The organism is Collinsella ureilytica, assembly GCF_019795105.1.
Lineage (GTDB): Bacteria > Actinomycetota > Coriobacteriia > Coriobacteriales > Coriobacteriaceae > Collinsella > Collinsella ureilytica.
Genome location: NZ_JAIMFO010000006.1, coordinates 177,412 through 199,560, shown reverse-complemented (window position 1 = coordinate 199,560; position 22,149 = coordinate 177,412). Strand labels below are relative to the sequence as shown.

The following is a 22,149-nucleotide window of genomic DNA, read 5'->3' as shown; positions in this document are numbered from 1 at the left end:
AGGCGCGAACTATCGGGCGCGAGCTACCGCCTCAGCTCACCTCAGCAGATAAGAGCGCGGAAGTAGCCCGCGCAACGTGAGATAGCAAAACGGGTCGCAACCTTGAGCTGCGACCCGTTTGTTTATGCGTCTGCATCAGAGCGGGCGTAAACCCCCGTGCTACTCCTGAGCCTTCTCTGCAGCGAGCGAACAGCTGAGTGCCGAGCATGCGTCGTTGCAGCCTTGCAGTCTTTCTCACATGTTCTGCCGCCTGCACGATTGGCTACAGCAGAAAGCTCGCTTCTACTCGCCAGCCTTGTCTGTGGCTTCGGTCTCCTCGGTCTCAGCAGCAGGGTTTGCAGCTGCCGAGTCTCCCAAAAGCTCACGAGCAATAGAGCGAGCAGCGCGCTTACCGGCACCCATGGCCAAAATAACCGTGGCAGCACCAGTTACGATGTCTCCTCCAGCCCAAATGCGCGGATCAGAGGTGCGCCCGTCCTCATCGGCTTCAATGAGACCCCAGCGATTGGTGTCAATATCAGCCAAGAGGGTGGCGAACGGATTCGCGCGCGTGCCAATAGCGGTAATTGCTACATCACAAGGAATCTCAAAGGAAGAATCTGGCACGGGAATCGGACGGCGACGTCCAGAAGCGTCAGGCTCACCAAGCTCCATGCGCTCTAAGGTGACTGAGGCCACAAAGCCATCTTCGTCTGCGGTGAACTCAAGCGGGTTGACCAGCTCAAGAATGTGGACGCCTTCTTCCTTGGCGTGGTGCACCTCAGCCAAACGCGCGGGCATCTCTGCTTCAGTACGGCGGTATGCCAAGGTCACGCTTTCGGCACCAAGGCGAAGGGCTGTGCGTGCAGCATCCATAGCAACATTGCCGCCGCCAAAGACCACAACGTTGCGACCATGGCGAATAGGCGTGTCATAGAGAGGGAACTGATAGGAATGCATAAGATTCGTGCGCGTCAGGTACTCATTTGCGCAATACACACCCGGCAGATTCTCGCCATCAATGTGTAAGAAGCGGGGAAGTCCTGCACCGACTGCGAGATAGAGGGCGTCAAAGCCATCTTCCTCAAAAAGCTGCTCTGCCGTAAAGAGGCGACCAGCAACGGAGTTGTACTCAAAGGTTACGCCGAGCTGCTCCAAGCCCTCAATTTCGCGCTTTACGATGTCTTTCGGCAGACGGAACTCAGGAATACCATAGGTGAGCACGCCGCCGCCGGTAAAGAAGGCCTCAAACACCGTGACTTCAAAGCCTGCACGAACGAGTTCGCCTGCACATGCAATGCCACTCGGGCCAGAGCCAATCACGGCAACTTTGCGGCCATTTGAAGGCTGGTGCTCAGGCTCTTGTCCGACCTCGTCGGCCATGTCGCCCAGCATGCGCTCGAGCTGGCCAATAGCCACCGGCTCGCCCTTGCGACCCAAAATGCACTTACCTTCGCACTGATTCTCCTGCGGGCATACGCGTCCGCAAACAGAAGGCAGGAGGCTGTCTTCTTTGATGATGGCCAAGCCGCGAGCCCAGTCTTGGTCGCGGATTGCCTCAATAAACCGGGGGATCTGAATGCCCACCGGGCAGCCCTCAGTGCAAAATGGACGCTTGCAGTCGAGGCAGCGGTTAGCCTCAGCCACAGCGTCTTCTTTGGTAAAGCCTGTGTCTACGGGACGAAAATCGCGAGCACGCTCGGCAGCAGGCTCTTCGTTTGCCGCAATGCGTGGCCCGCGGCTTGGGCGGTATCTGGTTACCTGTGACATGCGCACGCCTCCTCATAGCGGCTGAGTGAATCTGCTTCCTCGCGGGTGTAGGTTGCCTGACGGCGTGCCAGGTCATCCCAGTCAACGAGGGTTGCGTCAAAGTCAGGGCCATCAACGCAGGCAAACTGCGTCTCGCCTCCAACTTCAACGCGGCAGCACCCGCACATGCCCGTGCCATCTACCATGATGGGGTTCAAGCTGGCAACGATGGGAATATTGTGCTCGCGGCAGGTGAGCGTTGAGAACTTCATCATCGGAACCGGCCCCACCACAAAGGCGGAATCAATCTCTTCGTTATCACAGAGACGGCCGAGCGGCAGGGTAACGACGCCCTTTTCTCCCATAGAGCCATCGTCGGTGGTGACATAGAGATTCTTGAGCGGTAAAGCAGCAAACTGCTCAAAGAGGATCATGAGGTCTTTTGAGCGCGCGCCCATGATGACGCTTACCTCTTTACCCTGTTCACAGGCGGTGCGTGCTACGGGATAGGCTATAGCTAAGCCAACGCCGCCGCCAACGACCGCTACGCGGTCACCTTCAATCTCGGTGGGCTTTCCCAAAGGACCGGTTACATCGCGAATAAAGTCGCCCTCTTCAAGCTTGGATAAGCAGCGGGTGGTTTTACCGATCACCATAAAGATGAACTCAACCCAACCCTCTTCTGCATTCCAATTTGCAAAGGTAAACGGGACACGCTCGCCCGTTTCATCAACACGCACCATAAGGAACTGACCGGCGTGGGCTGCCCGAGCCATCCGTGGTGCGTGGACGCGGAACTCGAAGACCTTCTCCGAGAACTGCGTCTTTCTCAGGATCTTAAACATGAGCCCCCTCTTCCCGGGATCGCTGCCAACGGCACGGCAAGCCTTGAGCGCAATTCCCGTATCTATGGTTCAGAGCGTCTGGTGTATGACGCACGCTAACTGCGATTATAGCGCAACGGGGGTGCTGGACGGACGCTCTGCTGGGAGCGGTAGTTTGCTGGGCAGAAAGTGACACTCAGGCTATGGATCGCTCTGAGAGGTAATCCCTTGTAGGGCATGAAGCCTCGTGGAGAAGTGTTAACATGTATTACGTGTAATACAGCTGATAGGCAGAAGAAGGATGAATATGGCAACAAAGACTGCAGCGTTACGACTTCCAGAAGATCTGGCTTCCCGCTATGACCGCTTAGCACAGGCTACCGGCCGTACTAAAACGTATTACATGACTGAAGCGCTCGCCAGCTCAATCGATCGGCTTGAGTACGAGTATCAGATTCTAAAAGCTGTTGAAGAGTACCGTGCTGGAACTCTTGAGACGGTAAGCCTTGACGAGTTGGAGGAAAGCCTTGGCTTGGAGGATTGAGCTCGACAAGCGCGTTCAGCGAATGCTGAAAAAGATAGATAAGCAAACTGCTCGGAGGATTATCGCAAAACTGCGTGAAATTTCTTTGCTTGAAGACCCCAGGAGTACCGGCAAAGCGCTGGTAGGAAATGTAGCAGGATTATGGCGCTATCGAGTAGGAGATTATCGAATCCTTTGTCTCATCGACGATGACGTACTGGTGGTGCTGGTAGTTGATATTGGCCATAGGAGAGGCGTATATCGGTAGGTCTACGTAACAGAAAACGGCTTCGCTTGTTATGAAGCATGCGGAGCCGTTTTGTTTGTTGATCTGGTAGGAGAGCTGCCAGATCTGTGTGGGCTATAGCTTACGCGTTGGTGCGGAAGCGACGACGCGCAATTGCTGTGGCGCAAGTCGTAAAGATACCCGAGGTAGCGAGGGCAGCAGAGACTACGGCAGAAGCATCAGAGATCTGAGGCAGAGCTTTGTCTGACTTCTTGTTCTTCTTACCGGCCTTGGTGTTCTGATCTGCTTGGTTCTCTTGGGTCTCCTTTTGCTGCTGTTCTTGCTCACGGAGTTGCTGCTGGCGAAGAAGCTCCTCTTGCTGAGCCTTTTCGGCTGCCTCCTGAGCGGCCTTTTCAGCGGCCTTGCGAGCGGCCTCTTCAGCAGCCTTCTTCTTAGCAGCTTCCTCTGCTGCCTTTCGCTCAGCCTCTTTCCGCGCAGCTTCTTCCTCAACAGCCTTCTTCTTGAGAGCGTCAAGCTCCTCAGGGGTTGGGTCTGCTCAGTAGGGTTCGTGGAATCCTTAGGATCAACTGTTGGAGTATCGGAGTTGGTCTCGTCATGGTTTGGTGTCGGCTCCGGTGAAGTTCCTGGCTGATCGCGCGAAGGACCAGGAGTGGGATCTGGATCGTCCGGCTCCTCCTCCCTGGGATCCGGAACACCTGGATCCTCGGGTTCCTCATCTCTAGGATTTGGCATTGGATCCGGATCAGTTGGTTCCTCAGGAACAGGCGCAGGAGGCCGAGTCTCCTCGTCTTTTTCAAGGAACCATGATTCAGCTCTTTTTAGGACAGAATACACGTTGCTAGCGCATTTGTATGCGCAGTCGGCATCATCTCGTATCGCTTTGCGATCCTTGAGGTCTTTTTCAGCGGTGGCAAGAGCAGCTGCAGCCGGTGCCTTGGTGTCGTTGTACGCTGTCTCAGCGGCAGTGCGGGCAGCGGCGGTCTCAGTTACCTTATCCTGAGCGGTCTGCTGAGTCTGTTGAGCGGCTGTTAGATTGGCATTCGCATCAGTTAAGGCTTGAGCCTTTTGTTTAAGGGTGGTTAGATGAGCGTTAGCTGAATTAACTGTTTGGTTGGCATTTGAATGTTTGATGGTAGCGGTCTGGACAGTATGCTGCAGAGGGCGAAGCTCAGCCTTTTTAGCGTCGAGGGCGTGCGCTGCATTATCGAGAACCTTCTTCTTCTCGGTTTTCTTTTTCTGTGCATTGATAGCCTCGCGCGCAGCAGCTTCCTTCTTGGCTTTTGCCTGGTTAAAGGCATCAGTAGCAGCTTGATATGCATCGTGGTTGTTGCGATCAGTGCCCCGCAGACGCTCTTGTGCCTGGTTTAGTCCTTGCTGAGCATCAGCTGCTTTCTTGGTAGCAGCAGCTGTTTCCTTCTCAGCGTTGGCATAGTCCGAGGCAGCTGCCTCATGGGCAGTATTGAGATCATTTACCTCAATGAGCTTCTCACCAGCCAAGCACTTTGCTTCGTCAAGCTCAGCCTTGGCAGTCTTGAGATTATCGAGGGCGTCATTGACCTCATTCTTAGCCTGGTCAATCGTGTCTTGAGTTGCTTCCTTGGCAGCCTCAGCAGCAGCGGTCTGAGTTGTTTGAGCCTCCTGGAGAGCCTGCTTTGCCTCCTCAAGCTTTTGTGAAGCGGTATCACGAGCAGCGGTCTTCTCATCAAGCTCAGCCTTGGCAGCCTTCTCGGCATCAGTCTTGGTCTTGGCATCTGCCTCGGCGTTATCAACTGCTGCAGTTAGACGGCGGCGTTCTGAGCCTCTTTTAAGGCGTCGTTTGCCTTGACGTGAGCAGCATCGGCAGCCTTATGAGATTCTTGAGCCTTTGCAACTGCGGCCTCAGCATCGGCATGAGCGGTCTTCGTGCGCTCTACTTCCTTCTGGGCATCTGCAGCCTCTTTCTTGAGGTCGTCAAGGCTCTTGGAAGTCTTGGGCTGGTCTGTAGGAGCAGCGGGAGTCTTGGGGTCTGCGGCCGGAGCGGCAGGCGTTTGCTCAGCAGGCGTGCTCGGTGTGGGAGCTGCCGGGCTTGGTGCCGGAGTAGTCTCTGCAGTCACCGCAGGTGCTTGAGCACCCGGTGCAGCCGGAGTTACGGCAGGAGCAGCTGGAGTGGTGCCAGCAGCATCTTGGTTGCCCTCAGCAAAAGCGATCTGAGCGCCGCCCATAAGCGGATTACCAATTAATGCGGCAGACACAGCGGCCACCGCAAGGCATGATCCAATTCGAGTTCCGTTTAAGCCTTGCTTCCTCATTCGGTCTCCTTTTTGTTCGTGGCCGGGGCTTCGACCGGATTTTTCGAAAAAATCGAAGATGCATAATAATAAAAGTATGGAACGTTCCGAATGACCAGCGAATGAGTTTGTTGCACAACTCACTGAAAATATACGGACCTTTAAAATCATTGAATCGACACGCGAAATAATAGGCTATCTACCAGCTATTATGTACAGATGTAACTAAGGTATCTCTCTAGGAATACATGCACTGTCTTACGCCGGATTGCGATGATAAAAAATGTACCTACAAAAGATTCAATTTTGTTAGCCCGCACTCACTGAGTAAGAAACTAGATAACACCTGTTCAATAAAGAAAGTGATGCATAAAAATTTTTAACCCTAGTGCTTGCCGTTGTTGGCTGCGCTTCCATTAATATGGTCGCGAGCAAAAATAACACCTTGGGTAATTGCTAAGCCGGCAGCATCTGCCGCGCGTATGCACGTGTCTGCAAAAGCCTCAATCTCACGCGGGCGGAGCTGCTTTAACACAAAGTCAGCAACGGCCATGCGTCCTGGAGGATCGCCGATTCCCACGCGGATTCGGCTAAAGTCTCGGCTGCCAAGTTTTTCAATAATTGAACGCAGTCCATTGTGGCCAGCGTGACCGCCGCCGACCTTGACACGAACATCGCCTTCAGGAATATCTAACTCATCGTGGATGATGAGAACCTCTTCTGGGCGAATATTGTGCTCGCGGCAGAGCTTGGAGATCGGTCCTCCGCTGGTATTCATAAAAGATTGGGGCTTTACGAGCAGTACCTCGCGGGTGCCACTCTCTAACGACGCATCGTTTACAGAAATAGACGCAACCTCGGCACCAAGACGTGTTTTCCAATATGAGACAGCTGTCTGGTGCGCAAGGGCATCAATGACATGAAAGCCGGCGTTGTGGCGCGTGTCGGCATATTCGCTTCCGGGATTGCCAAGCCCTGCAACCAGGCGAATAGATCCGGGCACTCCTGCTGCCATGCGGCTCCTTTCTGAGATGTATCCACCCGATCATACCTCAGGGAGCAGAGGCTGGAGTTGGTGATGCAGCTGATGCAGCCGTGATGGACTCATGAGGAGGCGAGGGGGTTGGGGCTTAGTCTGAAGAACTCGGGTAGAAGAAGAGGGACATTCACAAAGAAAGAGGGGACTATGAAACGCACGATTACACAACAGGTTACGGGGCATCGCACGGTAGATGGGGCTGGCGTGAGTTTAGTACGCGTGTTAGGCCACGACACGGTTCAGGCATTCGACCCTATTTTGATGCTCGATTCGTTTGATAGCACTAATCCAGATGAGTACACGGCGGGCTTTCCGCTGCATCCGCATCGTGGCATTGAGACCATTAGCTATGTCTATAAAGGCAAGATGAAGCATAAGGACACCATTGGTAATACCGATACGGTGAGCGATGGCGAGGTGCAGTGGATGAATTCTGGCTCGGGCATCATGCATGCTGAGGAAGTGCCTGCGGCAGACCGCTTGCTGGGCGTTCAGCTCTGGCTCAATTTGCCAGCTGCACAAAAGATGAGCTCTCCTACCTACCGAGCACTTCATGTTGAGGATATTCCTGAAGTAGCCATAGAAGGTGGCAGGATTCGCGTGTTGGCAGGTGCGTATGGTGAGGTAGAAGGCCATAAGAGTGAGCATCTGCCCTTCACCTATTACGATATCCACCTCACTAAGGGAGCAAAGATTGGGCTGCCTACCGTGCATGACGATTCGATCATGCTCTTTACCCTAAAGGGCGAGGCCATCATTGATGGCGTGGTTGTACAAGAAAAGACAGCTGTGAAGCTCAGTGAGGGAGATTCGATTCTTATTGAGGCTGCAGGTGATAGCTCGCAGGTTTTGTTCATGGCGTCGCGTGCGCTCAAGGAGCCGGTTGCCTGGGCAGGTCCCATTGTGATGAATACACAAGAGGAACTTGCCCAAGCTTCACGCGAGCTGCAAGACGGCACCTTCATCAAAGAAGGTATGGAGTACTAAGAAGTACGTGCAACAGAGGAATCCCTGCTTGCAGGGAAGGATCCTGGTGAGAAGGGAGCCCTCTTTACAGGGCAAAGTCTCCGCCAACAATCTTGGAAACCGACTGTTCGTTGTACACGGCTGAAATGGCGTTGGCAAACTCATCTGCCACGGTGATGGTTTTGATTTTGCCAGCGCACTCAACCGCAATGGCGTCGGTTACGACACACTCCACAATGGGAGCGTCGTTTAAGCGCTCGATCGCAGGGCCTGAGAAGATGCCGTGAGTAGCGCAGACATAGATGTCGCCTGCCCCCATCTTCTTAAGTTCACGAACGCTTGCGCAGAGGGTGCCAGCGGTATCAATCATGTCATCGTTAATGATGCAGGTCTTGCCATCAATATCGCCAATGATGCCCATGACCTCGGCGGCATTGTGGCGCGGACGTCCCTTATGGGCAATTGCCAAGCTACAGCCGAGCATGTCTGAGAGCTTCTTAGCGGCCTTTGCGCGACCCACGTCAGGAGAAACAACAACGAGGTTTTCGGTATCAAGACCCATATCGTTGTAGTAATCGGCAAACAGCGGCAGGGCAGAGAGGTGGTTGACCGGAATATCAAAGAAGCCCTGGATCTGACCCTGATGCAAGTCAAGCGTAATAATGCGGTCAATGCCGGAGGTCTCTAAAAGATCAGCTACCAAGCGAGCGGTAATTGGCTCGCGAGGACCTGCTTTGCGATCTTGGCGCGCATAGCCGTAATGCGTAATAACAGCGGTGACCGAGCGAGCCGAGGCGCGCATGGCGGCGTCTGCTGCAATGAGGACTTCCATGAGCATGTCGTTCACACGACCAGAAACCGATTGCACGAAGAAGACATCTGCTCCGCGAATGGTCTCATCATAGCGGGCATAGATCTCGCCATTAGCAAATTGCTCGAGCGTAATAGGCGCGAGCTCGACACCAAGACCCTGGGCAATCTTCTCGGCCAGCGGGCGGTTTGATGAGCCCGAGAACAGGCGGAGGCTCTTGCTTACGCAAAGGGCTTTCTTGGGATCGTGTGTCGGCATAGTCTCCTTCTCCTTCGCTGATAGCCGAACCGCCGGATGCGGAACGTTATCGAGCCTGCCGTTTTTTGGCATAGCCTTCTATGACGCGCTGAGGTGAGCGCTCAAGGGCAAGCGCCTCCTCAGGAACATCCTTCGTAATGCAACTCGCAGCACCGGTGATTGCGTGATCGCCAATGGTTACGGGTGCAACCATCATGGTATCGGAGCCAATAAAGACCCCGTCTCCAATGATGGTGGAGTGTTTACGCGCTCCGTCGTAGTTGCAGGTAATGGATCCGGCGCCTACGTTTACATCAGAGCCCATGGTGGTGTTGCCAATATAAGAGAGGTGAGGAACTTTGGAACCCTCACCGATGGTTGATTGCTTGATTTCTACGTGTGTGCCCGCCTTGGAGCCGCGCTGCATATGCGTGCCAGGACGAAGATAAGCCCTGGGGCCGCAGGTTACGTCGTCGTCCAACATGACATCAATACAAATGGTCTCATCCACGATGCAATTCGAGCCAACCTGGGTATTCGTAAGGCGCGTGTTGGGGCCAATCTGGCAGTTTTCACCAATGATGACCTGGCCAATCACGTGCGTTTGCGGCCAGATAATCGTATCTTTTCCCACCTGTGCATCAGGGCTTATCCAAGCTTGGGAAGGATCAATAAAGGTCACGCCTTCTGCCATTAAGCGCGTGTTAATACGGTCGCGAGCAATAGCAGAAACCTCTGCAAGCTGAGCGCGGGAGTTAACGCCGAGTCCGTCTTGATAGTCTCCACAGCGGCTTATGCCTACGCTCAAACCCGCCGCCTGCAAGATTTCCACCATATCGGGCAGGTAATACTCTTTCTGAGCGTTATCGCAGCCAATCTTTTTAATATGAGCAGTGAGTGCTGCGCCATCAAAGGCGTAACAACCGGCATTTGCTTCACGGACGGCCGCCTCTTCTGGCGTGCAATCTTTTTGCTCAACAATGCGTTCAATCTCGCCTTGGGCGTTGAGGAGGATGCGCCCGTATCCAAAGGGATCAGGCGGGGTCATAGTAAGGACGGCACCCGCCAACGTGCCAGAAGAAACTGAGTTTGCAAGATCGGCGATGGTTGCGGGTTGGATGAGGGGGAGGTCTCCGTTTAAGACAACAACAGAGCCAGCAGGAGACCCAATCGCATCAAGAGCGATGCGAACAGCATGCCCGGTGCCCAAGCGTTCAACCTGCTCAACCGTTTCTACCGGGGCCGTGGCATAGGAGGAATGGATAATGGAGCGAACCTCATCTGCGTGGCTGCCCACGACCACAACAATACGATTGCACTCAGCTGCTAGGGCAGCATCAATAACCCAGCTAATCATGGGCTTACCGAGAATTTTATGTGCCACCTTGGCATGCTTGGATTTCATGCGGGTACCCTCGCCAGCGGCAAGGATGATGGCGGTGACGTCCATAGGGCTCCTCAATGAATGCGTGCGATGCATTCCGATAATACCCCATGGAGATCAACCAAAGTACGCCCGGACCGTTTGTTCGCAAACAGTACGCTTTCCACGCACTGTCTGAGCGGGACTGCGGATTATGTGTTTGAGCGGCTACACTAGCAAGGAAGCAAACATGGGTGCGCAACAGGGGGTGACAGTCTCTAACATGAGGTACAATCGAGGTTCGACAGGCGCTGGATGGCCTCTTTGGCGAGTCCCGATACATCGGGCATATGCTTCTGGATTCTCGTCCATACGCCTGTCTTTTCGTTTGTATAGATATTTCTTTGAGCGCCAATCGCATCTAAAGCAAATTCAAACAGCAGCGCCAGATCATTTCCGTGACAAGAGCGAACACTCGTCATATGAGTCCGACCAACACATGAGTGAACCTCCCGCTTCCTCGCTTCATCCGGCTGTTTTGGCTGCGTATTTGATCTTTACTCTGGCGTTTACCATGTTTGCGCTGGAGCCGGTTCTGGTCGCATTGTCCTTTGCAGGCGGGCTTGCAGCCGTTTGTGCTCTTCACGGTTTTGTTGATGGCATCGCTTCTTTGCGCTGGCAGCTGCCGCTCGTGCTTATCGCTGCTGTGGTCAATCCATTCTTTTCTGCTGCAGGCTCAACAGAGATTGTGCGCCTTGGTGTGAGAGCCATCTATCTTGAAAGCCTTGCTTGTGGAGCCACGATGGGAGCCATGTTGTGCGCTGTTGTGCTGTGGTTTCGTGTTCTTGATTCACTGCTGCCCTTCGATCGCGTGATGACCTTATTTGGCAATCTGCTTCCGGTTTGCACGCTGATGGTTGCTATGGTGATGCGTATGATTCCTCGCCTCGTGCGCCAGGGAGCCTCGATTTTGAACGCAGAGCGAGTAGTTACGCGTAGTTGGAGAAAACATACCGATCCGGTGCGTTCGCGCCTGAGAGCATCTGGCGTCTTGGTGGGATGGGCGCTTGAAGATTCACTTGAGACGGCTGATGCTATGCGGGCACGCGGTTGGGGTGCCAAGGCGCGTCGCACGAGCTATTCGCGGTATCGGATGTCCACCTTTGATCTGGGGTTGCTTGCTGTGGTCGTTATCTCTGGCTGTGTGTTGGGCATGGCCGTGCTCAATATGGCGGCTTCATTCAGCTTCTTTCCCGTGCTTTCGCCGCTGAAGTTTGAGCGTGCCATGCTTGCTGTGGCCGTGTGGATGCTTGCCCCCGCTATATTGCTCCTGCTCAACAAGTGGGTGTGGGACATATGATTCAAATCAACCAGCTGAGCTTTACCTATGCGGGAACTCACGCCCCACTCTTGCATGACCTTTCATGGGAGATTGACGATGGGGCGTTTTGTTTGCTAACAGGCTCAACTGGATCAGGAAAATCAACCCTGCTTTCTTTGATTAAGCCAGAGATTGCTCCGAGGGGTATGCGTGAGGGAAGCATCCTGGTAGCTGGTCGTGAGACCGCTCAGCTTTCTGTTGAGGAATCTGCTCGCCTCATTGGCTATGTGGCACAAAGTCCCGAGAACCAAATTGTGTGCGAGCGCGTGTGGCATGAGCTTGCGTTTGGCCTTGAGAATCTGGGAACTCCTCCGGATGAGATGCGAAGGCGCGTGGCAGAGGTCAGTTATTTATTTGGGATGGAGAGCTGGATTCGCTCGGAGACTGCAAGCCTTTCTGGAGGGCGCAAGCAGTTGGTAGCGCTCGCCTCCGCTCTTGCCTTGCAGCCTTCGGTGCTTCTACTCGATGAGCCAACTGCTCAGCTCGATCCTATCGCCGAGAAAAACTTTTTGCATGCGCTCTTTCGGATTAACCGCGAGTTGGGCTGTACGGTCGTGGTTGCAACGCATCGGCCTGCTCCGATGGTTGATTATGCGACCTGCGCGTGGGAGCTCAAGTCAGGTCGCGTACGAAAGATTGAAGATCTTGAGGTGCTGAGACGCCGTGAGTCCCTGCTGGAGGCCTCGGGGCGGAGCGTGAGCGGCGCGGGAGCTGGCGCGTTTGCCGTTGCGAGAAACGTGCGAGCGTCCGGCGAGCGGGCGAGTGCAGATGGAGGCTCTATGTCGGCGGATGTGCCGAGTCGCCAGCGCTCGAACCGTGCGCCTACAGGTGTGCAAGCCTGCATACGTGATGAGTCTTCGCATGCGGTTAGAGGTGCTGGGCAAGTTGGCTCGTACGCCGTAGAGGTGCGAGATGTGTGGTTTCGCTATGAGCGATTAGCGCCTTGGGTTTTGCGCGGACTCTGCTTGATAGTTGAAGCAGGTGATGTTCCTGCGAGGCTGGGCTGTATACACGCGGTGGTTGGCGGGAACGGATGCGGCAAATCAACCTTGCTGGCAATCATGGCTGGTGTGCATAGGCTGCGCCGAGGTTCGGTGCGACGTGGTAGCCGTGCGTGCGCTCTTTTGCCACAAGACCCTCGCGCGTTGTTTGCAAAAGATACAGCGCTCTCAGAGCTTATGGAGTGGTCAGACCAGGCGGGCTATAGCGAGCACGATGCCAAGGTCATCCTTGCTCAACTGGGGCTTTCAGCCTCCCACAAGGTGCACCCGCTGGATCTTTCGGGAGGGCAGCGCCAATTGCTTGCCTTAGGAAAACTGTTGCTCCTTCACCCAAAGCTCCTGTTGCTTGATGAGCCAACCAAGGGGCTCGACCTTGCCTCACGTCGGCTCATCGCCGGTGCTCTCAAGCGTGCTACGGCTGAGGGGGCAAGTGTGATTCTGGCTACGCACGATTTAGATTTTGTAAGCCAAGTGGCCGATGTTGTATCCATGATGTTTGACGGAGAGATTGCTTCAACGTCGTTAGGGGAGGAGTTCTTTCGCACGAATGTCTACTACCGACCCTGAAAACATCTCGGCTGCAGGCGCGGGTGCTTTGGAAGATGAGCGTGCGTCCAAGGCTCAATCAGCGGATGAGCGGCCTGACGATCCGTCAGCTGCGCCTCAACATTCCCGAATAGAGACCAGCTCATATCATGCAACTCATGCAAGTGTGCCTGCGAGTGTAAGCGCGCCTGCGGTGCCTGCGGCAGATGCTCTTCTGCGTGTAGGCACGCCTCAACATTCCCAAAGAAAGCCAAGGTCACATCACGCACCTCTGAGCCTCGGTGCTCGGATCCTTTCAGTGCTAGAGATTCCGATTCTCGTAGTTGTACCTGCTGTAATGGTAGCCTTGCTGTTCTCGTCTCGCCAAGATGCGGCGGGGATACAGCTCTTGGTGGCTATCAGTTCGCTTGGCTTGTTTTTTGGTGGCTACGAGGCATCGCGCTCGTCGCTTCGCCAAATCATGCCAACAGTTGTGCTTGCTGCTTTGGCTGCAGCTTCGCGCATTCTGTTTGCGCCCATCCCGAGCTTTAAGCCTGTTTCTGCCATTGCGATTATTGCGGGTGCAACCTTAGGGCGACGCAGCGGCTTTATGGTGGGAGCCCTGGCTGCGCTCACGAGCAATTTCTTTTTTGGCCAGGGCATGTGGACGCCTTGGCAGATGTACGCCTGGGGTTTGGTTGGCTATATGGGCGGTGTGGCAGGAGCGGCTGGTTTTTTTCAGGATCGTCACGGGCAGGTGCGGCGCTGGGTGCTTCTCGTGGCTGGCCTTTGCGCAGGCCTCTTGTTCGGTGCAATTATGAACACCTATGACATCCTGGGTTTTGTACGACCGATTACCCTTGAAGGTGCTCTGGTGCGCCTTGGTGCCGCGTTGCCGTTTGATGTGGTACATGCTGCTTCAACGAGCCTCTTTTTGATCGTCCTGTATGAGCCGTGGGTTAAAAGAATCGAAAGAATCGTGCGTAAATTCGCGCTAGGCGGGTAGGAGAAGATAGACTTATTTAGACACACATCCGATGAGACGCCCGCTCTCAGCTCCATTTGCTCCGCTTGGACGCGCGGGGATATCTATGGTGGATGCGAATCTTTTACGACGCCTCTGGAGGTTCTATGCACGGAGAAACCATTCTGCTTCTCACGTTTGTACTTGCGCTGGTTGCTGCTTTTGCTGGCGGTATGGCGGCGCGCATGCTCAAGCTCCCGCCCATTGTGGGCTACCTGATTGGTGGCCTTGCGGTGGGGCCGTTTACACCGGGCTTTATTGGCGACTCTGATGCTATGGCTCAGCTCGCAGAAATTGGTGTCATGTTCATCATGTTTGGCACCGGTCTGCATTTCTCGCTAAAAGACTTAAATGAGGTTAAGGGCTTGGCGGTGCCTGGTGCGGCCGTGCAAATTACGCTGGGAACACTCGCTGGTTATGCCCTGGGTCTTTCCTTTGGATGGACTCCTGAGGCAGGTATTGTGCTGGGTCTCGCGGTCTCTGTTGCTTCAACGGTGGTTTTGATTAAAAACCTCACCGATGCGGGGCTTTACCAAACAGTTGGTGGGCGTGTGGCAACCGGCTGGCTCATTGTTGAGGATCTGGCCACCATTGTGATTCTCGTGGTGCTGCCGGTGGTCTTTGGTCCTCAAGAGGTTTCTGGTGCAGAGCTTGGCATTCAGATTCTGATTGCGCTCGCCAAAACGGTTGCCTTTGTGGCGCTCATGCTGGTGGTAGGTGCTAAGGTCTTGCCCGTTTTGCTCTCTCGTATTGCTGCAGTTGCTCCGCGCGAGCTCTTCCAGTTGGCGGTTGTAGTGGTGGCCTTGGGTACCGCTATGCTCGCCGCAGTGATTTTTGATCTTTCTGTTGCCCTTGGGGCATTTTTGGCAGGCGTCGTGGTTTCGGGATCGAAGATCTCTCACCGCGTGGCAGCTGAGTCCATCCCATTCCAAGATCTTTTCTCTATCATCTTTTTTGCCTCGGTCGGCATGATGGTAAACCCCATGATTTTTGTAGAGAATCTGCCCCAGCTCTTAGCCCTTGCCGCCCTGGTGATGGTGGGTAAGTGGTTCATTAACATGGGGCTCGGTATGATCTTTTCTGCCGGGCTTCATACCTCGCTGACGGTCGGTGCTGGTCTTTCGCAGATTGGTGAGTTTTCCTTCATTATTGGCCAGGTTGGCATGGCACTCGGTGTGCTCAATCCCGATCAGTACAGCTTGATTTTGGGAGCGGCGGTTGTATCCATCGCACTGAACTCCTTTGTCTTTAAACTTGAGGAGCCCTTTGAGCGTTGGGTTCGCAAACATCCGGCTTTGGCTCGCCTGTTTGAGCGCCACGCTAAGACCTTTGATGCGCCGGATGAGAACTTGGCGAACCATGTGGTGGTTATCGGCTATGGCAGAGCTGGAGCCGCTGTTACTGAGGTCTTGTCAGATTTAGACGTTCCTGTTTTGGTGGTTGAGCGGGATCTTCCTACAGCCGAAGAGGCTGAGGAGCGCGGGGTTCCCGTCTTGGTGGGAGATGCAGCAAATTCCGAGATCTTGTCTCATGCTCATTTAGACCGTGCAAGAAACCTGGTGATTACAACCAGAAACGAGAGTTCGGCAATTAAGGTTGCCCTCGATGCTCGCGCAGCAAATCCTGAGCTGCCGATGGCTGCCTTGGCAATTACTGATGAGGGCATAGAAGAAATGGTAGCTGCTGGTGTGCGCGAGATTATCCGGCCTGACCTTGAGGGCGGTATCGAGCTGTTGCGCTACACCTTGCTCGATTTGGGCCTGCGCTCTCGCCAGATTCAAGGCTATGTTGATGAGTTGCGCTCTCAAGGCTATGAGGCGCTTGATGAGTCGGCGCGTCCCCTTCGCAAGAGTGCCTTTGAGCACATGATGGCAAGTCTGGTTGAAGCTGATATGACCTGGGTTGAGGTTGGCGCTGCTGAGGTGTTTGGCAAGACGTTGGCCGAGCTTGATCTGCGTGTGCGTACTGGCGCTCAGGCGGTAGTTGTGTGCCATCAAGGCGAGGTTGCACCCATTGTGCGAGCTGGCATTCCTATTGCTCAAGGCGATGCGCTTGGCCTCATTGGTACCGATGAGGAAATTGAGGCTGCGGTTGAGTTGCTTGGTGGCAAGGCGCACTAAGGGATTACGGGATTGCTAGAGGCTCGGGTTATCGCTGCGCGCAATAAGAAGCGGCACGCATGTGACGTGCCGCTTTTCTTCGCGTGTTGAGGTGGCTGCAGCTGAGGGCGGTACCAGGTGCGCGGGTTCATGGCTCGTCTGCCTCCTCGCGCGCCGCAGTAGCTGCAGCTGAAAGACATGCCAGGTGATCAGGCTCGCGCTTTGTCTATCATCTCGCGGTTCACTTTGCTAGAGCTCGATGGTCAGGGTAACAGGGCAGTGATCTGAGCCAAAGATGTCACTTCGAATGCTGGCATCTTTTACCTGGTCTGCAACGGAGTCACTCACCAAGAAGTAGTCAATCCGCCAGCCAGCATTGTTCTTGCGAGCATTAAAGCGATAACTCCACCAGCTATAGGCACCCTCAAGATCGGGATTGAGGGTACGGAAGGTGTCGGTAAAGCCGGCATCGAGGAGTTCGTTGAACTTGCCGCGCTCCTCATCAGAAAACCCAGCATTGCCCCGGTTCGATCGTGGGTTCTTAAGATCAATCTCGTTATGGGCAACATTAAAGTCGCCACAGGTGATGACCGGCTTTTGTGTCTCTTTCTCAAGACCAGAAAGGAAGGATCGATAGGCGTCGTCCCAGGCCATGCGCACGTCAATGCGGGCAAGCTTGTCCTGGGCATTGGGTGTATACACGTCTACAAACCAGAAGCGGTCAAACTCGAGGGCGCAGACGCGTCCTTCACGAGACGCTTCATCTACGAGCGCAGCATCTTCGCCATCGGCGTGTGCCAGCACGGCATCTGCGTGGCGAACCGAGCGGGGTTCCTCGCGGCTAAAGACTGCTGTGCCCGAGTAGCCCTTGCGCTCTGCATAGCTCCACACCTGATGGTAGCCGGGAAGCTCCAGATCAACCTGGCCTTCCTGCAGCTTGGTTTCTTGCAGCGCTAAGATATCGGCATTCAGGTCGTCGGCAACATCTAAAAAGCTTGGGTCTTTTTTCAGTACGGCGCGCAGGCCATTTACGTTCCACGAAGCAAAGGTATAGGTTTTTAGCACTGAGGCTCCTTACGCATAATCGGACGAAATGAACGACCCCATGGTAGCAAGGTATGAGGCACATTGAGCTTCCTGCAAAGAAAGCAGACAGGCAGAATACGAGCACCCAAGTTATATTCTGGGATAATGCAAGCTCAGAGTAGAGGTTCAGGACAGAGGTATACGGTTTGAGGAGAAGCATATGAGACGGGCAATTTCTGATACAGCGCAAGCACAGGCAGCCTTAGCGGATGTATTCGCATCACATGAGCGTGTGGTCTTTTTTGGAGGCGCTGGCGTGTCTACCGCGAGCGGCATTCCAGACTTTCGCAGTGTAGACGGCTTGTACCACCAGCATTTTGCGTATCCGCCTGAGATGATGCTCTCTCACGAATTTTTTATTGAGCATCCATCTGAGTTCTTTGAGTTTTATCGGACACGCATGATCGCGCCAGATGCAAAGCCGAATCAGTGTCATAAAAAGCTGGCTGAACTCGAGCGTGGTGGATCTCTTTCGGCAGTCATTACACAAAATATTGATGGTTTGCACCAAGATGCAGGCTCTCATACGGTTTGGGAGCTCCATGGCTCGGTGAGGCGAAATATCTGTCAGAGCTGCAAGGCTTGCTATGATGCTGATTGGATTCTTGCACGCGAACATGAAGATGAACAAGGCGTTCCTCGGTGCCCCGCATGCGGCGGGCGCATCAAACCAGAGGTTGTCCTCTATGGTGAGCAGCTGAATGATCAGGTGATACGTGGAGCCGTGGGAGCAATTGCTCAAGCGGACGCCTTGATTATTGGTGGAACCTCGCTGGTGGTGTATCCCGCTGCTGGCTTTACTCGGTATTTCTCAGGCTCTACCTTAGTGATTGCCAATCGCGATCCAACGCCACAAGATAGCAGGGCAGATCTTTTGATTTCCTGCGATATTGCAGAGGCTTTTGATTTCTGATGTGTGCTGTCTACGTGGCAATGTCTGACTTGGATACAATAGAAACAATCGATCGAACGTGAAAGGATCCCCATGGCAAATGACAGCAAATCATGGCGGTGCGGCAAGTACACGCTCACCTTCGACCGACCGCGAATTATGGGTGTGCTGAATGTTACGCCTGATTCGTTCTCGGACGGCGGTGAGCATTTTGACCATGAGGCGGCGATTTCGCATGGCCTTGAAATGCTCGATCAGGGAGCAGACATTATCGATGTAGGCGGCGAGTCTACTCGTCCTGGCTTTGAGCCGGTCTCTCCTGATGAGGAGGCGCGCCGGGTGTTGCCGGTGGTTCGCGCCTTGGCTCAGCACGGCGCTCTGGTTTCCATTGATACGCGCCACGTTGAGGTTGCCAAGGCAGCGGTGCGCATGGGTGCGAGCATCGTAAATGATGTGACGGGATTTACCGATCCGCGCATGATTGACTTTGTAAAGAACAGCACCTGCGGCGTGATTATCATGCATGCGGGCGATCCCATGGAGGAAGTGCCGCGCCGCCACACGGCGGTGCAGCTGGATACCTCTGCCGCTGCTTTTGCAGCCGAGCGAGCACGAAAGATTGCGGAAGCTGCTCGTGAGTCTGGTTCAGGTAAAACCCGTCGCAAGGGCGTGTTAGGCGGCCTTCAAGGCCAGCTCCCTTTTGCGGGCATGCAGGCTCCTAACGGATCTGCTGCAGGGGTGGAGGTTGAATCTCTAGCGGAAGATGCTGCTGGCAAAGATGGCGCTCAGGTACAGCAGCGAGCTTCTGGAGAAAAAAACGCGTTGCCCGAGCGCGAGACTGCTCCTGAGCGAGGCTCTGCTGAGGCTGCAGCAGATGAGCTGGCTGCCATTATGGCGCGTTCAGCCAAGCGAGATGCAGCTACAGGAACCACCTCACAGCTTCGCCGGTTTACCTTGCCAGATTCTGCCCCCATTATGCGGCGTGTGATGGGCTTTTTGTCCGACCAGGCGCGCGCTCTTATGCAGGCTGGCGTAGATCGGAATCGTATCTGCATCGATCCTGGCCCGGGCTTTGGTAAGGATGCAAACGAGGATATTGTTATTCAGCGTGAGACCGCCAAGCTGGCCTCACTTGGCTATCCATTGCTTTGCGCCGTATCGCGCAAGCGTTTGGTTGGTGCGGTCTCGGGAGTGAAGGCTGCAGGAGATCGCGATGCAGCTACCTTTGGCGTGAGCTTAGGTGCGATTTTGCTCGGTGCCAATATTGTGCGCGTGCACGATGTGGCAGGATTTTCTCAGTTCCTCAACGGCTTTTGGGCAATTGCTCGCCCACAGCCTCGCCGTGCCTTTGTGGCTCTGGGCTCCAATATGGGTGCGCGCACAGATAATATCCGCGCTGCCAAGGATCTCATTGCAGAGATTCCAATGACCTGCGTTTCCAATTGCTCGCGGATTTATGAGAGCGAGCCGGCATATGAGGAAAGCCAGGATCCCTTTGCCAATGCAGTCATTGAGATTAAGACCGAGCTTGCTCCTTTGATTTTGCTGGATCAGCTCTTGAGTGTTGAGGAAAAGCTCGGTCGTACACGAGGTCCAGAGGTGCGTGAGAATGGCCCTCGCACGATTGACTGTGATTTGGTGTGGATGGACGGAGAAATTCACGGCGGCTCCAAGCTGCAGCTTCCGCATCCGCGGCTCGGTGAGCGTGATTTTGTATTGGTGCCACTGGAAGATCTCATGCATGATCCAGCGCGGTTCTTCCGTTTTGAGGGCGTTGATGTAAAAGAACCTGAAGAGCGCCTGGGGCATGTGATTGGTGAGCTGGGAACCATGTAGGCTTTTTGGCTCGCCGTTCATTGGCAAGCTTGGAACGCCGTAGGCTTTGGCGCGCCGCGCACGAGTGCGTGTGTGGATGTGGGCGTGTGTGCGTGAAGCGTGCGTGTGACGTGAGCTCGTGGTCGTGGATGCGAGCGTACGTGCGGCGTGAGTGCGAGCGGATGCAAGGGCGTGTGCGAATGCGAACACGCATGAGTCGTGAGGTCGCGGCCGCTTGGATGCAAATGCGCATGAGTTGTGAGAGCATGCCCAGTGTCGAACTATCTGCATCAGATTGGCGCTGGGCATCTTGGCATGTTAGAGCTTTGGCACAATGAGCTCGACGCTCGTCTTGAAGGGATGGTCATGAAAGAAGATGTGATTTGTTTTGAGCGGATTTTAGACGAGTCCAATGAGGTGCTTGATGGAGTTGAGGCGGCCTTAGATCGCCTGGATGCTAATCGTGAAAACTACCAGGCGTTTCTGGAGTATTACGGCAGCGAAGCCTATATGAAAGACGTTGAGATCTCAGATGAGACAGATGACTATGCCGACATTGCTCATGGGGTACTCAGCGAAGATCTGCCATACGACCTGGTAGGACGGATGTTTCAGACCTCTATTCGGATGCTTGAGCTGGCTACGACCTTAATCAAAGAGCGCTAGGCACAAGGGCAGTGCGGGGTCTTGAACTTGGCTGGGGTGAGTGCGGGTGAGCAGCTCTACACGGTAGGGCGCCGGTGCGAGCGTGAAGTTCTACGCGGTGAGCTACCGGTGAGCTTGTGCCCAGATCTCGCAGATACCTTCTAGGGTGAGCAGCCGATCTACCGTGTCAAACAAATCGGTGCAGCTGGCAACGAGATCCGCCATGCCTCCTGTGGCAATCACCTGAATCTTTTGAGCTGCTTCGTTTGACTCGTCGGTCTTGTCCATAAGAAGCATCTCTTTTGCAATGCGGGCAACCAGGCCTTCTGCCATAGCCGCCGCACCAATAACCGTGCCGCTTTGCAGAGCTTCGGTGGTGTTGCGCCCCAGGGCGTGGTTCGGTGCCTCGAGCGAAACGCTCGATAGCTTTGCCGCGCGAGCCACCAAGGCATCGAGTGAGACGCCAATGCCTGGAGCAATAGCTCCTCCAATATAGAATCCCCGCTCGTCAATCACATCTACATTAGTTGCTGTTCCAAAGTCCACGACAATGCATGGTGTGCCATAAAGGGTGGCTGCAGCAACCGCGTTTGCAATGCGGTCTGCCCCAACTTCTTCGGGATGAGGGGCATCAATATGAATTGCTGGGCTGCACCCGGGCTTAACCTGCATGAACTCAAGACCCATCTGCGCAGCAACTGCCTTCCACTCCCGCAGAAGCTGAGGCACTACGCCGGCAAAGGCAATCGCTTCAATTACTTGAATATCGAGGTTATATAGGCTAAAGAACCCTAAGAGCCGAACATGAATATCGTCTTTGGTAAGGCTGCGATCAGTTGGCATACGCCACGATTGAACGAGCTGCTTTCCATCAAACAATCCAAGGGCTGTCTGGGTGTTTCCCATATCGACTGCCAGCAGCATATCGTTCCTTCCTGATGCTTGCGCGCGTGATTGGTCGTGTGTTCGCGCATCTTTTGATCAGCGCTCATTGTATACTGACTCGTCGCTGAGGTCGTTGTTGGTGTGAGTGCGGAGGGTTCGCTCGCTGGTGCGAGCTTGCGTAACAGCCGGGGCATATGCGGGCAGCTGGATGGGGCTTGCTCCGTGATGAGTGCATGTGAGTTTGTGTTTTGGCGCGCGAGGGAGCATGCGCAAGATGTGGAGATTCTGCCAGACCCTTGCGTCTGCCGTGCATTTCACGTAAGGTATTTTCTTGCGCACTAGATGCGCCCAGATATTGCGGGGTGGAGCAGTCTGGTAGCTCGCCGGGCTCATAACCCGGAGGTCGTTGGTTCAAATCCAGCCCCCGCGACCACGAACTCTGAACTACCTGCGACAGCGCGGGTAGTTTTTTTCTCAGCCTGAGCTTTGCTCAGCCTTTAGAGCCCTATAGCCCCCTTTTGTCCTATAACCCTCGTTTTTCAAGTAGAGGTGTTTGTGAAGCAGATAAAGCAGCTCATAGGCGCGAGCTTGCGGGACGCTTTAAGTAGAAAGTGGGACGACTTTCAGTAAAATCTGCCTCTTCGCGCACTTGTGATACCTCGAAGTAGAGAATCGGTGTTTTAGCTTCAGAGCAGCAGAAAGTGATTATTCGTGCAGCTGTGTGCCGTGCTGACGATACAGGCTGGAGCGAGAAAACGTGAATCCGTAGTTGATTCGAACAGGTCACCTTG

Annotated in this window: 20 protein-coding genes and 1 tRNA gene; 11 read left to right on the top strand and 10 right to left on the bottom strand. The window is 54.4% G+C overall.

Annotated elements, in window-relative coordinates:
* Positions 1–282: 282 nt before the first annotated feature.
* Together gltA and K6V98_RS05180 are read right to left on the bottom strand one after the other, a co-directional pair.
* The gene (gene gltA, locus K6V98_RS05185; RefSeq protein ID WP_222199463.1) at positions 283–1,749 is read right to left on the bottom strand and encodes an NADPH-dependent glutamate synthase; all 1,467 of its coding nucleotides are present in this window, start codon (positions 1,747–1,749) and stop codon (positions 283–285) included.
* Positions 1,737–2,573 carry a sulfide/dihydroorotate dehydrogenase-like FAD/NAD-binding protein gene (locus tag K6V98_RS05180; protein WP_222199462.1) on the bottom strand — a complete coding sequence of 279 codons (837 nt, stop codon included), beginning with the start codon at positions 2,571–2,573 and terminating at the stop codon, positions 1,737–1,739. Before K6V98_RS05180 ends, gltA begins: the two co-directional genes overlap by 13 nt.
* Positions 2,574–2,859: 286 nt before the next feature.
* On the opposite strand from K6V98_RS05180, the gene relB reads away from it, so the two are divergent.
* Positions 2,860–3,096 carry a type II toxin-antitoxin system RelB family antitoxin gene (gene relB / locus K6V98_RS05175; RefSeq protein WP_222199461.1) on the top strand — a complete coding sequence of 79 codons (237 nt, stop codon included), beginning with the start codon at positions 2,860–2,862 and terminating at the stop codon, positions 3,094–3,096.
* On the top strand, positions 3,080–3,343 hold the full coding sequence (locus K6V98_RS05170; RefSeq protein WP_222199460.1) for a type II toxin-antitoxin system RelE family toxin: 264 nt from the start codon (positions 3,080–3,082) through the stop codon (positions 3,341–3,343). The genes relB and K6V98_RS05170 overlap by 17 nt, the downstream gene beginning before the upstream one ends.
* A gap of 183 nt (positions 3,344–3,526) precedes the next feature.
* Here the strand turns inward: K6V98_RS05170 and K6V98_RS05165 are convergent, their stop codons facing one another.
* From K6V98_RS05165 to pth, 3 genes are all read right to left on the bottom strand, one after another.
* Positions 3,527–4,819 carry a hypothetical protein gene (locus K6V98_RS05165; protein WP_222199459.1) on the bottom strand — a complete coding sequence of 431 codons (1,293 nt, stop codon included), beginning with the start codon at positions 4,817–4,819 and terminating at the stop codon, positions 3,527–3,529.
* 281 nt (positions 4,820–5,100) lie between these two features.
* Positions 5,101–5,610: a hypothetical protein gene (locus K6V98_RS05160; protein ID WP_222199458.1), complete on the bottom strand. Its 510-nt coding sequence runs from the start codon at positions 5,608–5,610 to the stop codon at positions 5,101–5,103.
* A gap of 364 nt (positions 5,611–5,974) precedes the next feature.
* A complete protein-coding gene (gene pth / locus K6V98_RS05155; protein WP_222199457.1) occupies positions 5,975–6,604 on the bottom strand; it encodes an aminoacyl-tRNA hydrolase in 630 nt (209 codons plus the stop codon).
* A gap of 171 nt (positions 6,605–6,775) precedes the next feature.
* Between pth and K6V98_RS05150 the strand changes: the two genes are divergently transcribed.
* Positions 6,776–7,615 (top strand): pirin family protein, encoded by an 840-nt coding sequence (locus tag K6V98_RS05150; RefSeq protein ID WP_222199456.1) that lies wholly within the window; start codon positions 6,776–6,778, stop codon positions 7,613–7,615.
* Between the two features lie 64 nt (positions 7,616–7,679).
* On the opposite strand, the gene K6V98_RS05145 is transcribed toward K6V98_RS05150, so the two are convergent.
* From K6V98_RS05145 to K6V98_RS05135, 3 genes are all read right to left on the bottom strand, one after another.
* The gene (locus tag K6V98_RS05145) at positions 7,680–8,663 is read right to left on the bottom strand and encodes a ribose-phosphate diphosphokinase (RefSeq protein ID WP_222199455.1); all 984 of its coding nucleotides are present in this window, start codon (positions 8,661–8,663) and stop codon (positions 7,680–7,682) included.
* Positions 8,664–8,709: 46 nt separating this feature from the next.
* Positions 8,710–10,092, bottom strand: coding sequence for a bifunctional UDP-N-acetylglucosamine diphosphorylase/glucosamine-1-phosphate N-acetyltransferase GlmU (glmU, locus tag K6V98_RS05140; protein ID WP_222199454.1), 1,383 nt, complete (start codon positions 10,090–10,092; stop codon positions 8,710–8,712).
* A 191-nt stretch (positions 10,093–10,283) separates the two neighbouring features.
* Positions 10,284–10,487, bottom strand: coding sequence for a hypothetical protein (locus K6V98_RS05135; protein WP_222199453.1), 204 nt, complete (start codon positions 10,485–10,487; stop codon positions 10,284–10,286).
* A 17-nt stretch (positions 10,488–10,504) separates the two neighbouring features.
* On the opposite strand from K6V98_RS05135, the gene K6V98_RS05130 reads away from it, so the two are divergent.
* The 4 genes from K6V98_RS05130 to K6V98_RS05115 all read left to right on the top strand — a co-directional run bounded on the left by K6V98_RS05130 (position 10,505) and on the right by K6V98_RS05115 (position 16,056).
* Positions 10,505–11,365: an energy-coupling factor transporter transmembrane component T gene (locus K6V98_RS05130; protein ID WP_222199452.1), complete on the top strand. Its 861-nt coding sequence runs from the start codon at positions 10,505–10,507 to the stop codon at positions 11,363–11,365.
* The gene (locus tag K6V98_RS05125) at positions 11,362–12,954 is read left to right on the top strand and encodes an ATP-binding cassette domain-containing protein (protein WP_222199451.1); all 1,593 of its coding nucleotides are present in this window, start codon (positions 11,362–11,364) and stop codon (positions 12,952–12,954) included. Before K6V98_RS05130 ends, K6V98_RS05125 begins: the two co-directional genes overlap by 4 nt.
* Positions 12,935–13,918 (top strand): DUF6580 family putative transport protein, encoded by a 984-nt coding sequence (locus K6V98_RS05120; RefSeq protein ID WP_306792769.1) that lies wholly within the window; start codon positions 12,935–12,937, stop codon positions 13,916–13,918. The genes K6V98_RS05125 and K6V98_RS05120 overlap by 20 nt, the downstream gene beginning before the upstream one ends.
* A gap of 125 nt (positions 13,919–14,043) precedes the next feature.
* The gene (locus tag K6V98_RS05115) at positions 14,044–16,056 is read left to right on the top strand and encodes a monovalent cation:proton antiporter family protein (protein WP_222199450.1); all 2,013 of its coding nucleotides are present in this window, start codon (positions 14,044–14,046) and stop codon (positions 16,054–16,056) included.
* Positions 16,057–16,284: 228 nt separating this feature from the next.
* On the opposite strand, the gene K6V98_RS05110 is transcribed toward K6V98_RS05115, so the two are convergent.
* Positions 16,285–17,100 (bottom strand): exodeoxyribonuclease III, encoded by an 816-nt coding sequence (locus K6V98_RS05110; protein WP_222199449.1) that lies wholly within the window; start codon positions 17,098–17,100, stop codon positions 16,285–16,287.
* Positions 17,101–17,281: 181 nt separating this feature from the next.
* Between K6V98_RS05110 and K6V98_RS05105 the strand changes: the two genes are divergently transcribed.
* The 3 genes from K6V98_RS05105 to K6V98_RS05095 all read left to right on the top strand — a co-directional run bounded on the left by K6V98_RS05105 (position 17,282) and on the right by K6V98_RS05095 (position 20,494).
* Entirely contained in the window at positions 17,282–18,034 is a 753-nt protein-coding gene (locus K6V98_RS05105) for an NAD-dependent protein deacylase (protein WP_222199448.1), read from the top strand.
* A gap of 72 nt (positions 18,035–18,106) precedes the next feature.
* Positions 18,107–19,849 (top strand): dihydropteroate synthase, encoded by a 1,743-nt coding sequence (gene folP / locus K6V98_RS05100; protein ID WP_222199447.1) that lies wholly within the window; start codon positions 18,107–18,109, stop codon positions 19,847–19,849.
* A gap of 252 nt (positions 19,850–20,101) precedes the next feature.
* Positions 20,102–20,494, top strand: coding sequence for a DUF4298 domain-containing protein (locus K6V98_RS05095; protein ID WP_222199446.1), 393 nt, complete (start codon positions 20,102–20,104; stop codon positions 20,492–20,494).
* A gap of 102 nt (positions 20,495–20,596) precedes the next feature.
* On the opposite strand, the gene K6V98_RS05090 is transcribed toward K6V98_RS05095, so the two are convergent.
* Positions 20,597–21,397 (bottom strand): type III pantothenate kinase, encoded by an 801-nt coding sequence (locus K6V98_RS05090; RefSeq protein WP_222199445.1) that lies wholly within the window; start codon positions 21,395–21,397, stop codon positions 20,597–20,599.
* Positions 21,398–21,714: 317 nt separating this feature from the next.
* On the opposite strand from K6V98_RS05090, the gene K6V98_RS05085 reads away from it, so the two are divergent.
* Positions 21,715–21,791: transfer RNA gene (locus K6V98_RS05085), tRNA-Met, on the top strand.
* Positions 21,792–22,149: the final 358 nt, after the last annotated feature.

What these genes read in the sequence shown, in the direction of transcription:
- gltA (WP_222199463.1), bottom strand. Translation starts at nt 1,749, where the DNA reads ATGTCACAGGTAACCAGATACCGCCCAAGCCGCGGGCCACGCATTGCG.
- K6V98_RS05180 (WP_222199462.1), bottom strand. Translation starts at nt 2,573, where the DNA reads ATGTTTAAGATCCTGAGAAAGACGCAGTTCTCGGAGAAGGTCTTCGAG.
- relB (WP_222199461.1), top strand. Translation starts at nt 2,860, where the DNA reads ATGGCAACAAAGACTGCAGCGTTACGACTTCCAGAAGATCTGGCTTCC.
- K6V98_RS05160 (WP_222199458.1), bottom strand. Translation starts at nt 5,610, where the DNA reads ATGAGGAAGCAAGGCTTAAACGGAACTCGAATTGGATCATGCCTTGCG.
- pth (WP_222199457.1), bottom strand. Translation starts at nt 6,604, where the DNA reads ATGGCAGCAGGAGTGCCCGGATCTATTCGCCTGGTTGCAGGGCTTGGC.
- K6V98_RS05150 (WP_222199456.1), top strand. Translation starts at nt 6,776, where the DNA reads ATGAAACGCACGATTACACAACAGGTTACGGGGCATCGCACGGTAGAT.
- K6V98_RS05145 (WP_222199455.1), bottom strand. Translation starts at nt 8,663, where the DNA reads ATGCCGACACACGATCCCAAGAAAGCCCTTTGCGTAAGCAAGAGCCTC.
- glmU (WP_222199454.1), bottom strand. Translation starts at nt 10,092, where the DNA reads ATGGACGTCACCGCCATCATCCTTGCCGCTGGCGAGGGTACCCGCATG.
- K6V98_RS05135 (WP_222199453.1), bottom strand. Translation starts at nt 10,487, where the DNA reads ATGACGAGTGTTCGCTCTTGTCACGGAAATGATCTGGCGCTGCTGTTT.
- K6V98_RS05130 (WP_222199452.1), top strand. Translation starts at nt 10,505, where the DNA reads ATGAGTGAACCTCCCGCTTCCTCGCTTCATCCGGCTGTTTTGGCTGCG.
- K6V98_RS05125 (WP_222199451.1), top strand. Translation starts at nt 11,362, where the DNA reads ATGATTCAAATCAACCAGCTGAGCTTTACCTATGCGGGAACTCACGCC.
- K6V98_RS05120 (WP_306792769.1), top strand. Translation starts at nt 12,935, where the DNA reads ATGTCTACTACCGACCCTGAAAACATCTCGGCTGCAGGCGCGGGTGCT.
- K6V98_RS05115 (WP_222199450.1), top strand. Translation starts at nt 14,044, where the DNA reads ATGCACGGAGAAACCATTCTGCTTCTCACGTTTGTACTTGCGCTGGTT.
- K6V98_RS05105 (WP_222199448.1), top strand. Translation starts at nt 17,282, where the DNA reads ATGAGACGGGCAATTTCTGATACAGCGCAAGCACAGGCAGCCTTAGCG.
- folP (WP_222199447.1), top strand. Translation starts at nt 18,107, where the DNA reads ATGGCAAATGACAGCAAATCATGGCGGTGCGGCAAGTACACGCTCACC.
- K6V98_RS05090 (WP_222199445.1), bottom strand. Translation starts at nt 21,397, where the DNA reads ATGCTGCTGGCAGTCGATATGGGAAACACCCAGACAGCCCTTGGATTG.